Source organism: Actinoplanes missouriensis 431, assembly GCF_000284295.1.
In the GTDB taxonomy this organism is placed as follows: Bacteria; Actinomycetota; Actinomycetes; order Mycobacteriales; family Micromonosporaceae; genus Actinoplanes; species Actinoplanes missouriensis.
The window spans coordinates 8,287,161-8,302,934 of record NC_017093.1; the positions used below are offsets into that span (position 1 = coordinate 8,287,161).

At 70.5% G+C, this 15,774-nt stretch carries 17 protein-coding genes; 6 read left to right on the forward strand and 11 right to left on the reverse strand.

Annotated elements, in window-relative coordinates; all coding sequences use genetic code 11:
* Positions 1–113 precede the first annotated feature (113 nt).
* Both AMIS_RS37865 and mtfM read right to left on the reverse strand, forming a co-directional pair.
* Positions 114–713, reverse strand: coding sequence for an FABP family protein (locus tag AMIS_RS37865; protein WP_014447778.1), 600 nt, complete (start codon positions 711–713; stop codon positions 114–116).
* The gene (gene mtfM, locus AMIS_RS44800; RefSeq protein ID WP_041830316.1) at positions 710–814 is read right to left on the reverse strand and encodes a small membrane protein MtfM; all 105 of its coding nucleotides are present in this window, start codon (positions 812–814) and stop codon (positions 710–712) included. The genes AMIS_RS37865 and mtfM overlap by 4 nt, the downstream gene beginning before the upstream one ends.
* 14 nt (positions 815–828) lie before the next feature.
* Between mtfM and AMIS_RS37875 the strand changes: the two genes are divergently transcribed.
* Entirely contained in the window at positions 829–1,203 is a 375-nt protein-coding gene (locus AMIS_RS37875) for a DsrE family protein (protein WP_014447779.1), read from the forward strand.
* Positions 1,204–1,259: 56 nt separating this feature from the next.
* Here the strand turns inward: AMIS_RS37875 and AMIS_RS37880 are convergent, their stop codons facing one another.
* From AMIS_RS37880 to AMIS_RS37890, 3 genes are read right to left on the reverse strand one after another with little or no spacing between them, the layout of a single operon-like run.
* Positions 1,260–2,075: a hypothetical protein gene (locus AMIS_RS37880; RefSeq protein WP_014447780.1), complete on the reverse strand. Its 816-nt coding sequence runs from the start codon at positions 2,073–2,075 to the stop codon at positions 1,260–1,262.
* 43 nt (positions 2,076–2,118) lie between these two features.
* The gene (locus AMIS_RS37885; RefSeq protein ID WP_157435201.1) at positions 2,119–2,532 is read right to left on the reverse strand and encodes an NUDIX hydrolase; all 414 of its coding nucleotides are present in this window, start codon (positions 2,530–2,532) and stop codon (positions 2,119–2,121) included.
* On the reverse strand, positions 2,529–4,436 hold the full coding sequence (locus AMIS_RS37890; RefSeq protein ID WP_083888863.1) for an ATP-dependent DNA helicase: 1,908 nt from the start codon (positions 4,434–4,436) through the stop codon (positions 2,529–2,531). The genes AMIS_RS37885 and AMIS_RS37890 overlap by 4 nt, the downstream gene beginning before the upstream one ends.
* Positions 4,437–4,591: 155 nt before the next feature.
* Here AMIS_RS37890 and AMIS_RS37895 point away from each other — a divergent pair, with 155 nt between their 5' ends.
* The gene (locus AMIS_RS37895) at positions 4,592–5,098 is read left to right on the forward strand and encodes a DUF402 domain-containing protein (protein ID WP_014447783.1); all 507 of its coding nucleotides are present in this window, start codon (positions 4,592–4,594) and stop codon (positions 5,096–5,098) included.
* Here AMIS_RS37895 and sigJ read toward each other — a convergent pair.
* On the reverse strand, positions 5,081–5,965 hold the full coding sequence (gene sigJ, locus AMIS_RS37900; RefSeq protein WP_014447784.1) for an RNA polymerase sigma factor SigJ: 885 nt from the start codon (positions 5,963–5,965) through the stop codon (positions 5,081–5,083). The two genes, AMIS_RS37895 and sigJ, sit on opposite strands and share 18 nt — an antisense overlap.
* A gap of 99 nt (positions 5,966–6,064) precedes the next feature.
* Here sigJ and AMIS_RS37905 point away from each other — a divergent pair, with 99 nt between their 5' ends.
* The 3 genes from AMIS_RS37905 (at position 6,065) to AMIS_RS37915 (ending at position 8,730) form a co-directional block, all read left to right on the forward strand.
* Positions 6,065–6,994: a PI-PLC domain-containing protein gene (locus AMIS_RS37905; protein ID WP_041831665.1), complete on the forward strand. Its 930-nt coding sequence runs from the start codon at positions 6,065–6,067 to the stop codon at positions 6,992–6,994.
* Positions 6,995–7,095: 101 nt separating this feature from the next.
* Positions 7,096–7,722, forward strand: coding sequence for a DUF47 domain-containing protein (locus tag AMIS_RS37910; RefSeq protein WP_014447786.1), 627 nt, complete (start codon positions 7,096–7,098; stop codon positions 7,720–7,722).
* Between the two features lie 3 nt (positions 7,723–7,725).
* Positions 7,726–8,730 (forward strand): inorganic phosphate transporter, encoded by a 1,005-nt coding sequence (locus tag AMIS_RS37915; RefSeq protein WP_014447787.1) that lies wholly within the window; start codon positions 7,726–7,728, stop codon positions 8,728–8,730.
* A gap of 166 nt (positions 8,731–8,896) precedes the next feature.
* Here the strand turns inward: AMIS_RS37915 and AMIS_RS37920 are convergent, their stop codons facing one another.
* The gene (locus AMIS_RS37920; protein ID WP_014447788.1) at positions 8,897–9,874 is read right to left on the reverse strand and encodes a Gfo/Idh/MocA family protein; all 978 of its coding nucleotides are present in this window, start codon (positions 9,872–9,874) and stop codon (positions 8,897–8,899) included.
* Between the two features lie 71 nt (positions 9,875–9,945).
* Between AMIS_RS37920 and AMIS_RS37925 the strand changes: the two genes are divergently transcribed.
* Complete coding sequence (locus AMIS_RS37925; RefSeq protein WP_014447789.1) at positions 9,946–10,728, forward strand: NUDIX hydrolase; 783 nt, start codon at positions 9,946–9,948, stop codon at positions 10,726–10,728.
* A gap of 469 nt (positions 10,729–11,197) precedes the next feature.
* Here AMIS_RS37925 and pstB read toward each other — a convergent pair whose 3' ends face one another.
* The 4 genes from pstB to pstS are packed head-to-tail and all read right to left on the reverse strand — an operon-like array spanning position 11,198 to position 15,288.
* Entirely contained in the window at positions 11,198–11,974 is a 777-nt protein-coding gene (gene pstB / locus AMIS_RS37930) for a phosphate ABC transporter ATP-binding protein PstB (RefSeq protein WP_014447791.1), read from the reverse strand.
* Between the two features lie 12 nt (positions 11,975–11,986).
* Positions 11,987–13,072 (reverse strand): phosphate ABC transporter permease PstA, encoded by a 1,086-nt coding sequence (pstA, locus tag AMIS_RS37935; protein ID WP_014447792.1) that lies wholly within the window; start codon positions 13,070–13,072, stop codon positions 11,987–11,989.
* Positions 13,069–14,139: a phosphate ABC transporter permease subunit PstC gene (pstC, locus tag AMIS_RS37940; protein WP_014447793.1), complete on the reverse strand. Its 1,071-nt coding sequence runs from the start codon at positions 14,137–14,139 to the stop codon at positions 13,069–13,071. The genes pstA and pstC overlap by 4 nt, the downstream gene beginning before the upstream one ends.
* Before the next feature lie 54 nt (positions 14,140–14,193).
* Positions 14,194–15,288 (reverse strand): phosphate ABC transporter substrate-binding protein PstS, encoded by a 1,095-nt coding sequence (gene pstS / locus AMIS_RS37945; protein ID WP_014447794.1) that lies wholly within the window; start codon positions 15,286–15,288, stop codon positions 14,194–14,196.
* Between the last annotated feature and the right edge of the window lie 486 nt (positions 15,289–15,774).

A 15,774-nucleotide genomic window follows, 5' to 3' on the forward strand; every position in this document is an offset into this window, starting at 1 on the left:
CGTGCCGAACACGGGCGCGCTCCGCACCCCGGCTCCCCACGTGGCTCACCTGCGGGCCCCGCGTGTTGACCTGAGGTGCGGAGCGCGCCTCAAGTCAACACACGCGGAAGGGGTCAGCCGCCGACGCGGAGCAGCCGTGCCGACATGTGCGGCTGCAGGCCGCTGTTGTCGACGGAGATCTCGTGGGCGTAGAGCAGCGCGCCCTCGACCACCCCGAACAGCCGGTGCCCGCCGGTCACGTGCAGGCCGGACGGTGTGTAGGCGACCGCGTCGGTCCCCATCTCCAGGCGGGTCGTCGCGGCCTTGCCGATGTAGAGCTCGGCCACCCCGTCCGGGCGGATCATCGTGGCTTCCATCTCGTCGCCGGGGCGGCCGTCGACCAGGATCGGACGCCAGAAGCCGGACTCGGTGAGAGCCGGGCCGATCGGCTGCGACTCGTCGTCGAGCAGCCAGGCGCGCGACTCGTACCGCAGGAAGGCCCGGCCGTCGTGGCTGATCCGGATCTCCTGCGCGAAGTTGTAGTCCTCCTCCTGCGGGAACCCGCCCTGCCCGCGCCCGCGCCAGAGCCCGACGAACGGGAGCAGGCCGAGCAGCGCCGGATTGAGGTCCGGGCCGGACCGCAGGTCGTGGGTGTCCTCATAGGGGTAGGGGTCAACCGGTGGCGCGTTCAGCCACGGCGGTGGACCCAGCGGGTTTTCCTGCTCGGTGCTCACCAACGCCCCCTCGAAATACGAACGGCCAGATAGCCGAAACCGCCCGCCAGCGCGCCCAGGGCGGCAACCAGCAGGCTCACGAACCCGATCTCCGTAACCATGACGCGCCCATCTTATGCTGGCCGGTATGGCACGTTTACTGGTCGTCAAGGCCACCTCCGGAGCGGACTCGCCGGAGCGCTGCTCACAGGCCTTCACGGTGGCGAGCACGGCGGTCGCGTCGGGGCTGGACGTCTCGTTCTGGCTGACCGGGGAGTCCGCCTGGTTCGCGCTGCCGGGCCGGGCCGCCGAGTTCGAGCTGCCGCACGCCGCCCCGCTGCCGGACCTGCTGGACGCGCTCCTGACGGCCGGCAAGGTCACCCTCTGCACGCAGTGCGCGGCCCGCCGCGGCATCGGTCCGGACGACGTCGTCCCCGGCATCCGGATCGCCGGCGCCGCGGTCTTCGTCGAGGAGATCATGTCCGAGGGCGCACAGGCCCTCGTCTACTGACCGCAGGCCCTGGTCTACTGACCGCAGGCCCTGGTCTACTGACCGCAGGCGCTCGTCTACTGACCGCAGGTGGTGGTCACGCTCACCTGCGAGCGCCCGCCCTGAGCGGTCACCACGACCGAAGCCGGCCCCATCCGGTACGCCCAGCCACCCGCGTCCGACCACACCGGCACCGTCCCGTCGGGCACCCCCAGCGGACCGTCCTCGGCGTCACGGGAACCGGCGTCCGCCACGAACGTCGCCGCCGTCCCGCCGTCCGGGCAGGCCACGGCTCGGGTCCGCGGGGTGACCGCAGCATCCGCTCTCAGCGCGGTGAGGGTCTCGGTCAGCGCCGCCGGCACGGGTCCCGCCGCCGGATCCGCCACGTCGGCCGTCCCGCCGGAGGGACGGCAACCGGAGTCGACCCGCACCGTCAGGATCTGGTCGGCGGAGAGCGCCGCGGCGTCGATCGCGATGAACTCGCCGGCGTCGGCGTAGAGCGACAGCCGCGTCCCGCCCCGGACCGCGGTCACCGACGCGCGGTAACCGGGCGGCAGACCCGCGGCGATGCCCTCCAGCGCGGTGCGGGCGTCACCTTCCGGGACGATCACGGTGAGATCGCGGCTCGCGGCCCGGCCGGATCGGACCGGGGTGATCGAGCAGTCCTCGATCCGCAGCTCGCCGAGGCGCAGGACCCAGCGCTCGTCGTCCGCGGCGGCGATCAGGGCGCCGGTGGCCCGCCGCAGCTCGGGCAGGGCCTGCCCGAGATCGCGCTGCTCGGCGACGGTCGGCGGATCCCTGCGGACCGACCAGAGGCTCAGCGCGAGCAGCACGGCGATCCAGGCGGTCACCACCGCGGCGGTCCGCAGCCGTCGCCGTCCGTTCGCCGTCACGGCTGACATGGTGCCATCCGGCGTCTCGGCGTCCCGCCTCGCGTCATCGCAGTGATCGGTACTCCGGGGAGGCCAGGAACTGCTCGATCACCTCGGCGCTGCCCGGCGTGAACGGCCGGTCCAGCACCTCGGCGGCCGGCACGAAGATCATCGCTGCGCCCTCGCCGAGCACCACGTCGGCCTGGCTCGCGCCGGTCACGCCCCAGAAGTAGTGCTTCTCCCGCTGGTGCTCGGGCAGGTCCTGCCGGGCGAAGAGGCGCAGCGGACCGTCCGCCGCCAGGCCCGTCTCCTCGGCCAGCTCGCGGGCGGCGCCCTGCTGCGGCGTCTCCCCCGGCTCGATCTCGCCACCGGGCAGCCCCCAGACGTCCGGGAAGTAGGGCGCCTTGCCGTCCCGCAGCTGCAGGAGCAGGGCGCCCTCCCGGTCGACCAGGAAGGTGCAGGCCACTCGCTTGATCAATTCTTGGCCAGCCTCTCCAGAGCGCCGATCGCGACGTCGGCGCGCGTCGTGTACCAGAACGGGGGCAGCGACTTGCGCAGGAACGCCCCGTAACCCCGGGCCGTCTCCAGCCGGGAGTCGAGGACCGCGACCACGCCCTTGTCGCCGCTGGACCGGATCAGCCGGCCGACACCCTGCGCGAGCCGGACCGCGGCGATCGGCACGCTCACCGACGCGAAGCCGGAACCGCCACCCGCGTCGACGGCGGCCGACCGGGCGGCGGCGAGCGGCTCGTCCGGTCGGGGGAACGGCAGCCGGTCGATCACCACGAGCTGGCAGGAGTCACCCGGCACGTCCACGCCCTGCCAGAGCGACATCACCCCGAAGAGACAGCTCTCCTTCTGCTCCCGGAACTTGCGGACCAGGATCGGCAGCGTCTCGTCACCCTGCAGGAGGATCGGCAGGTCGGTCTTGGCGCGCAACAGCTCGGCGGCCTGCGAGGCCGCTTTGCGGGAGGAGAAGAGCCCGAGGGTACGCCCACCGAGCGCCTCGACGAGCCGGAGCAGCTCGGCGCCCGCCGCGTCGGGAAGCCCGGACTGCGCGGGCCGGGGCAGGTGCGCCGCGACGTAGAGGATGCCCTGTTTCGGGTAGTCGAACGGGGAACCGACGTCCAGCGAGGTCCAGCCGTCGCCGGAGGTGACCGAGCCGTCCGAGCCGGCCGCCGGGGCGGGCAGGCCGAGCGAGCGGGCCACCGTGTCGAACCGGCCGCCGAGAGTCAGGGTGGCCGAGGTGACCACGACGGTCCGGTCCGCGTAAAGGCTCTGCGCGAGCGTGCCGGCGACCGAGAGCGGCGCCACCACGAGCGCGCGCCGGCCGCTGCCGAGGTCGGATTTCTCCACCCAGGCGACGTCGAAGTCGTCCTCCTCGAGCAGGCGCTGCGCGGTCGTGAACAGCTCGTCGAGCACCGCTTTCGCCTGCTGCTTGCCGACCGGGTCGGAGTCGTCGGATTTCACCTCGCCGATCGCCGAGAGCCCGGCGCGGGTGGCCGACTCGAGCAGCGTGAGCGCCATCCGCAGCTGCTCCGGCAGCCCGCTGGTGATCCGGCCGGCCGGCGCCTCGGCGAGGCCGACGGTCAGCGCGTCGGCCGCCTCGGCGAGCTGCTCGGCGGCGGCCGGGGTGATCATCGTGCGGGCGCGGCGGCCGGCCCGCTCGATCGCTTCCGGGGTGAGCTCGGCCTGAGCGGCCGAGGAGACCCGATCGGCCAGCTCGTGCGCCTCGTCGACGACGAGCAGCTTGTGCGGCGGGACGATCTGCCGCTCGGCGAGCATGTCGACGGCGAGCAGGCTGTGGTTGGTGACGACGATGTCGGCCTCGCGGGCGCGGACCCGGGACGCCTCGGCGAAGCACTCCGCACCGTACGGACAACGGCCGGCGCCCACGCAGTCCCGCGCGGGCATCGACACCTGACGCCACGCCGTGTCGTCGATGCCGGGGTCCAGCTCGTCCCGGTCACCGGTCTCGGTCTTGTCGGCCCAGGACCGGATCCGCTGGATCTGCTTGCCGAGCCGGCCCGCCTCGCCGAGCCACTGCCCGGCCTTGGGCGCGGGCGCGTCGTCGAAGAGCGTGTCGGTCGGCGCCTCCTCGTCGGCGTGCTCCATCTTCGCCACGCAGAGGTAGTGATGGCGGCCCTTGAGCACCGCGAAGCTGGGCTTGCGGCCGAGCACCGGCTCGACCGCCTCGGCCAGGCGGGGAAGGTCGTGCTCGACCAGCTGGTTCTGCAGCGCGAGGGTGGCCGTGGAGACCACCACCGGGCCGTCCACGAGCAGCGAGGGCGTCAGGTAACCGAGGCTCTTGCCGGTGCCCGTGCCGGCCTGGACGAGCAGGTGCTTGCGGTCCTTGACGGCCCGGTCGATCGCCTCGACCATGGCCTGCTGACCGGGGCGGGTGCTCCCGCCGGGCACGGCGCCGACGGCTGCGGCGAGAAGCTGTTCGGCGGTCGCCTTTTTTCGGGTAGCTGCGGGCACGCTGGAACCGTACCCGCCACCACCGACAGAACCGGACCACCGCTAGGGTGCACCTCATGCCGAGCGAGATGGTCCGGGTCATCTACACGAAGTACGACGGATCGGCTCATCGTGACTACCCGGCCCGCCGCTTGGCCGAGGACGACCTGGGCATCTGGGTCGGGGTGAACCGCGGGACGCCGTCGGTCTACCACGGCCGGCCCTCGGTGGAGCAGATCCCGTTCGTCCTGCTCATCCCGCATTACGCGTGGTGGACCGGCATGTTCAACCCGCCGCCGCGGACCAGCGAGGTCTACTGCGACATCACCACCCCGGCGCGCTGGGAGGGTGACACGGTGCACATCGTCGACCTGGACCTGGACGCGGTGCGGCGCCGCGAGACCGGCGTGGTCGAGCTCCGCGACGAGGACGAGTTCGAGGAGCACCGGAAGGTCTTCGGGTACCCGGACGAGCTGGTCGGTCACGCCCAGGCGGCGGCACGGCACCTGATCGTGGCACTCGGCGACGGCACCGAGCCGTTCGCCACCCGGTACCGCAAGCACCTCTCAGAGGTCACTCAGTAAGACCTTCTCCGGGTTCTGCTGGTTGAACAGACCGGTGATCCGGCCCTCGTCGACCGCCACCGTGAGGACCGCGAGCAGCGGCCGGCCGTCCGTGCGGGTGCCGCGCAGCAGCATCGCGGCGTCGCCGTTGACCAGCACCGGGTCGACCTTCATGTCGGTGACGCCGGCCAGCTTGTGACTGAGCAGGCCGGCGTAGAAGCGGGCCACCTTCTCGGCGCCGCCGATCGCGTTGATCGCGGTGCGGACCACGCCGCCGCCGTCGCTGATCGCGACCACGTCCGGGGCGAGCACCGCGGCGAGCGCATGCACGTCACCGCTCTGCGCCGCGACCAGGAACGCGGTCAGCACCCGCCGCTGCTCGGCCGGCCCGGCGGTGTGCCTGATGCCGCCGTCGGCGATCGCCCGACGGGCCCGGCTGGCGTGCTGCCGGGCGGCGGCCGGCGTGGTGTCGAGGACCGTGGCCACCTCCTCGAACGGGACCGCGAACGCGTCGTGCAGCACCAGCGCGACCCGCTGCTCCGGCGTCAGCCTCTCCATGACCACGAGCAGGGCCACGCTGACCTGGTCGGCGCGTTCGGCCAGCTCGGCCGGGCCGGCGTCGGGGTCCACCACGTACGCGGGAAGCCACTGGCCGGGGTACGCGGCACGGCGTACCCGGGCCGAATTGAGCTGGTCCAGGCAGATGCGTGCGGTGACCGTCGTGAGCCAGCCCCGCGCATCCCGGATGTCCTCGGTCTGCTGCGCGTAGCGCAGCCAGGCCTCCTGCACGGCGTCCTCGGCCTCGGCCCGGTTGCCGAGCATCCGGTAGGCGACCGATGTCAGGTAGACCCGGTGCGCCTCGAACTCGGCTGCGCTCGGTGACGGCATAGGAGAATTCTGCGCGAGATGACCGGCTCCGGGTATCACCTGTGCCACAGTATAAAGCACACAAATCGTGCGTATCGGATGGTGGGCCCCGTGCAGGACATGGCGACTATCGCGGGCGGCCTCGCCGGGATCGCCGGCGCCGGTGGCGCGGTCTCGGTCGCGGTGCTCCGCCGGAAACGCCCCAGCATCCCCGCCGGGCACGCGCTGCTCCCGCAGACCGACATCGACCCGCTCCCCGGAGTGCTGCGGCTCGGGCTGACCGGGATGACCGTGCCCGTGGCGCCCGGACCGCACGGCGAGCTGTTCCTCGGTCCGGGACAGCCGCAACCCGGCCGTACCCTGCGGCGACTGGTCCTCGCGCCGCTCTTCACCCGGGCCCAGGCCGGCGGCGGGCGTCTCTACCGCGACCAGCGCGAGCCGTTCCGCCTGGTCGTCGAGTTCGGCGGGCCGAGCCGGGACGCCGAGACGCTGTTCCGCGCCTACCGGATGCTCGACCAGCAGCTGCGCGACCACGCCAGCCTGCTGAGCCGCTGCCGGGGCGGGGTGCTGACGCCCCGGGTGGTCACCGTGACGGTGACCGGAATAGTGGACGTGCGCGAGCTGCTCGCCGCACAGCGCGACAGGTACGCGTTCGCCGACGCCACCTTCGACGACATCGGCTCCCGCTCCGCGCCACCGAGCCTGGCCCCGTCGATCAGCGAGTCGTGGAGCCGCCGCTTCGGCTGGGACGGCCGCGAGCCGATCACCGCCGAGGAGCGGCACCAGCTGCACGCGCTGGTCCGCGCCGCCCACGACGACGGCCGCACGGTTCGGATCTCCGGCCTGCCCACCGGCCCCCGGCGGGTCCGCGCGGCGATCTGGACCGAACTGGGCGCCGCCGGGGTCGATGTGATCGCCGACGGCGACCTGAGCGGACTCGCCCGGCACCTGCGGCGTCACCCGGTCGGGGCGGCGCCGCTCCCCTACCTTCCGACCCGGACGGTCCGCCGGCACACGCCCCGGCCGAACGCTCGCCGGGAGACCGTTTAGGACTGCCGGCCGTTTAGGACTGCTGGCAACGGGTCAACCAGCGTGGACCGATAGCATGCCAACGGAGATCCAACAAAAACCCGTCGATAGAGGTCCACGCCGTGAAGTTTTCCTTCCGTCCCGTCGAGGGCGCCTTCTATGACCTCTTCACCAAGGCGGCGTACAACCTGGTGAAAGGCACCGAGCTGCTCAACGAGCTCGCGTTGCCGGGTGTGGACGTGCAGTCGGTGTCGGACCGGCTGAGCGACGTGGAGCACGACAGCGACTCCATCACGCACGAGCTCTACAAGAAGATCAACTCGACGTTCATCACCCCGTTCGACCGGGAGGACATCTACTCGCTGGGCTCCCAGCTCGACGACGTGATGGACCACCTCGAGGCGGCCGGCAACCTCCTTTACCTGTACGGGCTGACCGATCTCCCGTCGCTGCCCCGCGAGATGCACGAGCTGGTCACGGTCCTCGACCAGCAGGCGAAGATCACCGCTGAGGCGATGCCGCGGCTGCGCTCGATGAAGGGCCTCGAGGAGTACTGGATCGAGATCAACCGGCTGGAGAACGACGGCGACCGGGCGTACCGGATGCTGCTCGTGCGGCTCTTCTCCGGTGAGTACGACGCTCTGACCGTACTGAAGATGAAAGAGGTCGTCGACGAGCTGGAGGCCGCCTGCGACGCGTTCGAGCACGTGGCGAACACCGTCGAGACCATCGCGGTCAAGGAGTCCTAGGCCTTGGATCCCCAGCTCGTCGCCGTCGTGGCGGTGATCCTCGCCGCGATGGTGTTCGATTACACCAACGGCTTCCACGACGCCGCGAACGCGATCGCCACCAGCGTCAGCACCCGCGCCCTGACCCCACGGGTCGCGCTGCTCATGGCCGCCGTCGGCAACTTCGTCGGCGCGCACCTGGGCACCGAGGTCGCCAAGACGGTCGGTGAGGACCTGGTCTCCCTGCCGCTCGGCATACCCAGCCTGGGCGTGGTCTTCGCCGGCGTGCTCGGCGCGATCACCTGGAACCTGATCACCTGGTACTTCGGACTGCCGTCGAGCTCCTCACACGCGCTCTTCGGCGGCTTGGTCGGCGCGACGCTCATGGCGTCCTTCGGCGAGGTGCAGTGGGGCAACATCGTCAACAAGGTCCTGATCCCGATGGTGTTCTCCCCGGTGGTCGGCCTGATCCTCGGCTTCCTCTTCATGATCGCGATCATGTGGGCCTTCCGGCGCGGGCACCCCGGCAAGCTGAACCGCGGCTTCCGGCTCGCGCAGACGTTCTCCGCCGCCGCGATGGCCGTCGGGCACGGCATCCAGGACGCGGCGAAGACCATGGGCATCGTGGTGCTGGCGCTCTACACCGGCGGGTACCAGAGCTCGGCGACACACATCCCGCAGTGGGTCTACTGGGCGTCGGCCACGATGCTGGCACTCGGCACCTACGCCGGCGGCTGGCGGATCATCCGCACCCTGGGCCGGAAGATCATCGACCTGGGGCCGGCCGAGGGTTTCGCCGCGGAGACGGTCGCCAGCTCGGTGCTCTACTTCAACGCGCTGGTCCTGCACGCGCCGATCTCCACGACGCACACGATCACCTCGGCCATCATGGGCGTCGGCGCGACGAAGCGGCTCAGCGCGGTCCGCTGGAACGTGGCCGGCAACATCGTGATCGCCTGGGTGACGACGTTCCCGGCGGCCGCCCTGATCGCCTGCCTCATCTACCTGGTGGTCCGCCCCCTCTTCTGAGGAGCGTGGGGGGACGCCGGAGCCGGCGGCTCCGGGCGCCGGCGGAAGGGGCGTCAGGGGCGGCGGTGGCGGGACATGTCGGGTGCGGCTGGGGACTGACGAACGCGTACCCGGAAATGTGTCCGAGCCGTGGCCGCGACCCGCGGCTCGGACCACCGCCGGAGGGCTAGTAGAAGACGCCGATCTGCTCGCGCAGCGTGTCCAGCAGCGCCATCACCTCGAGCGTCGTCTCCTGGGAGACGAGTGGGCTCTCCAGCTCCCCGGCGAGCAGGCACCGCTGCGCCTCCGCCGCCTCGAACTGGTACCCGCTGCCCTCGAACGCGAACTCGAACGTCTCCGGCGCGCGGTCCGGCCGGTTCAGCGTGAACGTCCGCGGCACGAAGAAGCCGGGTGGCAGATCGATCCGGCCATCCGTGCCGGTGATCGACGCGGCGTTGCGGCTGGCGCCGTTGATGCTGCAGGTCAACGCCGCCACCGCGCCCGCCTCGTAGCCGAGCAGCACACCGGTGTTCTCGTCCACCCGTTCCGGGGTCAGGTGCGCCCAGGCGTGCGCGGACGCCGGGCTGCCGAGCAGCATGTGCGCCAGGTGGATCGGGTAGACGCCGAGGTCCAGCAGCGCGCCGCCGCCCAGTTCCGGGTCACGCAGCCGGTGCGACGCCGCGAACGGCCCCTGCAGGCCGAAGTCGGCGTGCACCGCGCTGACCCAGCCGATCGCGCCCTCGTCGACCAGCTCGGCGATCTTGCGGATGGCCGGGTTGCAGCGCATCCACATGGCCTCCATCAGGAAGACGCCACGGGTCCGGGCGGCCTGGATCAGCTGTGCCGCGGACGCCAGGTCCAGCGTGATCGGCTTCTCGACCAGCACCGCCTTCCCGGCTTCCACGCACAGCATCGCGGCCTCGAAGTGGAAGGCGTGCGGCGTGGCGATGTACACGATGTCCACGCCGTCGTCGGCGGCCAGCTCCGCGTACGAGCCGTGCGCCCGCGCGAACCCGTGCCGCTGCGCGAACGCCTCCGCGGTGGATCGGGAACGCGACCCGACGGCGGCCAGTTCGGCCCCCTCCACCAGCGGCAGGTCGGCGGCGAATGTGCTGGCGATCCCGCCGGGGCCGAGAATGCCCCAGCGCACCTTCTGTCCGTTCATGATCGATACCGTATCGCCCGAACCGCCTCCGGTGGCACGATCGACCGGTGACCGACTCTTCCCCCGATGCGATGATCCTGCCGCCCGCGATGCTGAAGCGCGCGCGCGAGTTCACCGGTCCGCCCGCGACGGCCCGCCCGGCGGCGACGGTGGTCCTTCTCCGGCCTTCCGGTTCCGCTTCCTTCGAGGTGTACGTGTTGAAGCGCGCCACCACGATGGTGTTCGGCGGTGTCTACGCGTTTCCCGGCGGCACCGTCGACCCGTCCGATCGCCCGTCCACGATCCGCACCGACTGGGCGGATCGTCTCGGTGTTCCGCCGGAGCAGGCGCACGCCGTGGTGGGCGCGGCGGCCCGTGAGCTCTTCGAGGAGACGGGCGTCCTGCTCGCCGGGCCGGTCGGCGAACCGGACCGGACGGTCGCCACCACCGACGGGGTCGACTGGGAGAGCGACCGTGCACGGGTGCAGCGCCGAGAGCTGTCGATGACCGAGCTGCTGGAACGCCGTGGCCTGCGCCTGCGCGACGATCTGCTGCTGCCGTGGGCCCGCTGGATCACCCCGGAGTTCGAGCCGAAGCGGTTCGACACGTGGTTCTTCGTGGCGCTGCTGCCGGAGTCGCAGGCCACCCATGACGTCTCCGGGGAGGCCGACGGGACCGACTGGCTGGAACCGGCCGCCACCGCCGGCCTGCCGATGCTTCCGCCCACCCGGCACACGCTGCGCCACCTGGCCGCGTGTTCCACGATCGCCGACGTGATCGCGGCGTCCGCCCATCGGGACGCGGCCACCCCGGTCCAGCCCCGGATCACGCTCACCCCAGACGGCCAGGCCACCCTCCACGTCCCCAGTCCATAGATCACGCCCGGGATCGCGCCCCGGCGGAGTGCCGGACTCCCGGAGCAGATCTTGGCAGCTCATACCCATCCGGCAGCCACGGTTGGCTAGACCACGGCCGGGAGCCGGCGCGGGGCCAGGAGCCGGCGCGGGGCCAGGAGCCGGCGCGGGGCCAGGAGCCGGCGCGGGGCCGGGAGCCGGCGCGGGGCCGGGAGCCGGCGCGGGGCCGGGAGCCGGCGCGGGGCCGGGAGCCGGCGCGGGGCGCCGGGGGCGGCGGCGGGGCGCGCCGGGGGAACGGACGTCAGGGGTGGCTTCTCGGGGGCCCGGTGCGCTGCGGTTGGGGGGTGTCCGGGCGTACCCATGGGAAAAGCCGGCCCGGCGCACATGCCGGACCGGCTTTCCAGAGGCCGAACGACGAAAGGCCGAACGACGAGAAACCGAATGACGAGAAGCCGAACGAAGAGAAGCCGAACGACGAGGAAGCCGAGGGTCAGCCGAAGCGGCCGGTGATGTAGTCCTCGGTCTTCTTCTGCGACGGGTTGCTGAAGATCTTCTGGGTGTCGTCGTACTCGATCAGGCGGCCGGGGTCGCCCGTCTTGTCGATGGAGAAGAAGCCGGTCTTGTCGCTGACGCGGGCGGCCTGCTGCATGTTGTGCGTCACGATGATGATCGTGAAGCGGTCCTTCAGCTTGAACATCAGGTCCTCGATCGCCAGCGTGGAGATCGGGTCGAGAGCGGAGCAGGGCTCGTCCATGAGGACGACCTGCGGCTCGACGGCGATCGTGCGGGCGATGCAGAGGCGCTGCTGCTGGCCGCCGGAGAGGCCGGCGCCGGGACGGTCGAGGCGGTCCTTGACCTCGTCCCAGAGGTTCGCGGAACGCAGCGACTTCTCGGCCGCGTCGTCCAGGATCGACTTCTTCTTGACGCCGTTCAGCTTGAGGCCGGCGACCGCGTTCTCGTAGATCGACATCGTCGGGAACGGGTTGGGGCGCTGGAAGACCATGCCGATCATGCGACGGACGGCCGTCACGTCGACGTCCGGGTCGTAGATGTTCTGGTCGTCGATGGTGAGCCGGCCCTCGATGCGGGCGTTCGGCAGCACCTCGTGCATGCGGTTGATGGACCGCAGGAACGTCGACTTGCCACAACCGGACGGGCCGATCAGGGCGGTGATGGTCTTCGGCTCGACGGTCATCGAGACGCTGTCGATCGCCTTGAAGGAGCCGTAGTAGGAGGAGACGTTGCTCGCCTCGATGCGCTTGGCCATGGATGACACCTCTTAACGGGACAGCTTGTTGCGACGGGCGAGCAGCTTGGCGGCGATGGTGAGGATCAGTACCAGCGCCACCAGGGTGAGCGCGGCTGTCCAGGCGCGGGCCGGCGCGTACCGGGAGGCGTCGCCCGCCTGCTGGTACACGAAGAGCGCCAGCGACTGCTGGTTGCCTGCGAACGGGTCGTAGTTGATCGCGGCGGCGCCGCCGGCGACCAGGAGCACCGGAGCGGTCTCGCCGGCTGCACGGGCAATGGCCAGCATGACACCGGTGACGATGCCGGGGAGGGCGGTCGGCAGGACGACCTTGAGGATCGTCTTCCACTGGGGTACGCCGAGCGCGTACGAACCCTCCCGCAGCGGACCCGGCACCAGGCGCAGCATCTCCTCGGTCGACCGGACGATCGTCGGCAGCATCAGCACGGTCAGGGCCAGCGCGGCGGCGAAACCGGAGTAGCGCGGCTGCCCGTCGTTGAACCACGGGCTGACGATCAGAACCCAGAACGAGAGGATGAACAGACCGGCGACGATCGACGGGATGCCCGTCATGACGTCGACGAAGAAGCGGACCGTGTTGGCGAACCGGCCCCGGCCGTACTCCACCAGGTAGATCGCACCGAGCACGCCGAGCGGCACGGCGAGCAGCGCGGCGATGCCGACCTGCTCCAGGGTGCCGATGATCGCGTGGTAGGCGCCACCGTTGGGGTCACGCGCGCTGATGTTGTTCATCGAGGTGCCGAAGAAGTTCGCGTCGAGCCGCTCGTAGCCCTTGGAGACCAGCGTCCACACGACCGAGGCCAGCGGCAGGACCGCCAGGATGCAGGCGGCGTAGATCAGCGACTTCATGGTCCGGTTGCGGGCGGCGCGCTTGCCCTCGATCCGGCCGGCGACGATGTTGATGCCGACCAGGTAGAGGACGACGCCGACGAACGCGACGAGCACCCAGTTGCCGATGCCGGCGCCGAGCACCACGGCAGCGGCCAGCACGACCGCGCCGGCCGCGACGCCGAGGTTCACGGCGAGCGGAAGTTCCTTGGTCCGGATGTTGTCCGGCGTCATCACGACGCCGGGCACTTCACGATCGAGAAGGCTCATGCCGCACTGTCCCGGAACTCGCGACGGCGGTAGATGATCGCCCGCGCCGTCATGTTGACCACCAGTGTGATCGCGAAGAGCACCAGACCGGAGGCGATCAGAGCGCCACGACCGACGCTGTTGGCCTCACCGAAGGTGTTCGCGATGTTGGCGGCGATCGAGTTGCCGCCGTTCTGAATCAGGTTGAACGAGATGTTGAACGTGATGCCGAGGGTCAGCGCCAGGGCGATGGTCTCACCGAGGGCGCGGCCGAGGCCGAGCATCACCGCGGCGATCACGCCGGGCTTGCCGTACGGCAGGACCGCGGTGCGGATCATCTCCCAGCGGGTGGCGCCGAGCGCGAGCGCGGCCTCCTCGTTCATCCCCGGGGTCTGCTGGAAGACCTCACGGGAGAGGGAGGTGACGATCGGCAGCACCATGATCGCCAGCACCAGGCCACCGAGCATGATCGACTGACCGAACGGGCCCTCGCCGCCGAAGATCGGCAGCCAGCCGAAGTAGTGGTTCAGCCAGACCGAGAAGTCGCGGACCGGCTGCTGCAGGACGTCCCGGCCCCAGAGACCGAAGACCACACTGGGCACGGCAGCGAGCAGGTCGATCACGAAGCCCAGCGGCGTGGCCAGCCGCTTGGGCGCGTAGTGCGACAGGAAGAGCGCGATGGCCAGCGCGATCGGCACCGCGATGATCAGCGCGATGACCGAGCTGAGCACGGTACCGAAGGCGAGTGCGGCGATACCGAAGACCGGCTGCGCGTCGTTCGGGAACCACTTCTTCTCGGTGAGGAAGTTGGCGGTGTTGTCCTGGAGGGCGGGCACCGCCTTCGACACCAGGAAGACCGCGATGGCGATGATGATGACCAGCACCATCGCGCCCGCTGCGGTGGACAGGCCACGGAAGCCTGTCTCGATCGAGAACCGGGCCTTCTTGGGGAGGGCTCCACCGCCACCCAGCGGGGGCTCCTGATAGCTGCTCGGGGACGCACCCGAGCCGGCGCCCTGAGCGTGACGGGAGGTCACGCTCAGGTCGCCGGCGGTGGCGTTCACCGAGCGGGAGGGGTTGTCACCCATCTGCGCGCTCGCTGTCGTCTCGGAGGGATCGTCTCTAAGGGGATGGACGAATCGTCAGGAGATCGAGGCGACCGAGGTCTCGACCTTGGCCCGCAGGGTCTCCGGCAGCGGGGCGTAGCCCAGCTCCGCGAGCGCCGTCTGGCCGGCGGTGCTCGAGGTGTACTTCAGGAAGGACTGGATCTCCTTGGCCTTCGCGGAGCCCTTGCTGCAGGCGATCTCGTAGGTCACCAGCACGATCGGGTACGCGCCCGGGGTGGTGGTGGCGTAGTCGAGCTCGAGGGCCAGGTCACCCTCGGTGCCCTTGACGGTCGCGTTCTCGAAGGTCTTGCCGGCCGACTCGCCGGACAGCTCGACGAACTCGCCGGCGCCGTTCTTGATCTTGGCCTTCTGCAGGTCGCTGTTCTCCGCGAAGGAGAGCTCGACGTAGGAGATCGTGTTCGGGGTGCTCTTGACCTTGGTGGCCACGCCGTCGGACTTCGCCGCGCCGGTGCCGCCCGGGGCCTTCCACGCCTTGGCGTTGCTGAACTTCCAGTCGGCCTCGGCGGTCTTGCTGAGGTACTTGGTGAAGTTGTCAGTGGTGCCGGACTCGTCCGAGCGGTGCACCGTCTCGATGGTGGCGTCCGGGAGCTTCGCGCCGGAGTTCTCCGCCGCGATGGCGGCGTCGTTCCACTTGGTGATGGTGCCGGAGAAGATCTTCGCCAGGGTGGAGGACGACAGCTGCAGGCCGTCGACGCCCTGCACGTTGTAGACCACGGCGATCGGGCCGATCACCATCGGGAGGTTGAGCGCCTTGCCACCGACGCACTTGGCGTCGGCCTGCGGCTGCTCGTCCTCCTTGAGGGCCGAGTCAGAGCCGGCGAAGTCGGCGGTGCCGGCGATGAACGCCTCGATGCCCGCACCGGAACCCGTGCCCTGGTAGTCAATCTGGGCACCGGAACACTGCGCGTTGTAGCCCTTGATCCACTCGTCCATGGCGTTCTTCTGAGCGGTGGAGCCCTGCGCAGTCAGGCTGCCGCTGACGCAGCTGCCGGGTGCGGCGGACGCGCCACCGCTCGCCTCCGGCGCCTCGTTGTCCGAGCCGCACCCGGTGAGTGCGATCGTCGCAGTCAAAGCAATGCCGGCCACGAAACCGGACCGCTGGAGCTTCACGGGTTGTCCCTTCGGGTTATCTGCAGCCAGTCACTCACCGGCTTGCACACCGAAAGCTAGGAGCGCGAAGTGACCGGATAACCGGCCGCAAATGAACTGGGGGTGAACAGGTAAGCCCCAGAAGGTAGCCATCCCCGGAGCGCCAGTTGTCCGTTAAGTGAACCACGCCCTTGCCATCCGTAATGTCGGAAATATCGGGGCGGCCGTGACCTTCGCGAGATATACCCTTGTCCGTGCCGTGACAAATGAGCAGCGTCGATTACGCGGCGCAGGTCACAGCTGACAGACCGTGCAAGCCATTCCGGTACGGGCATGGCCGCCCCAAACGCAGCATGATCCGTCCCCGAGAGTCCGCGCGGCCGATTGCCCACATCCGGCCGTCCGGCGACCTACGGCGACGGGTGCATGGTCACCCCGCGCCCGTTACCCGGGGTGACCACAGTCCCCGCCGGCGTGTGGAATTCGAGCGCGCTCGGCACCCCAACT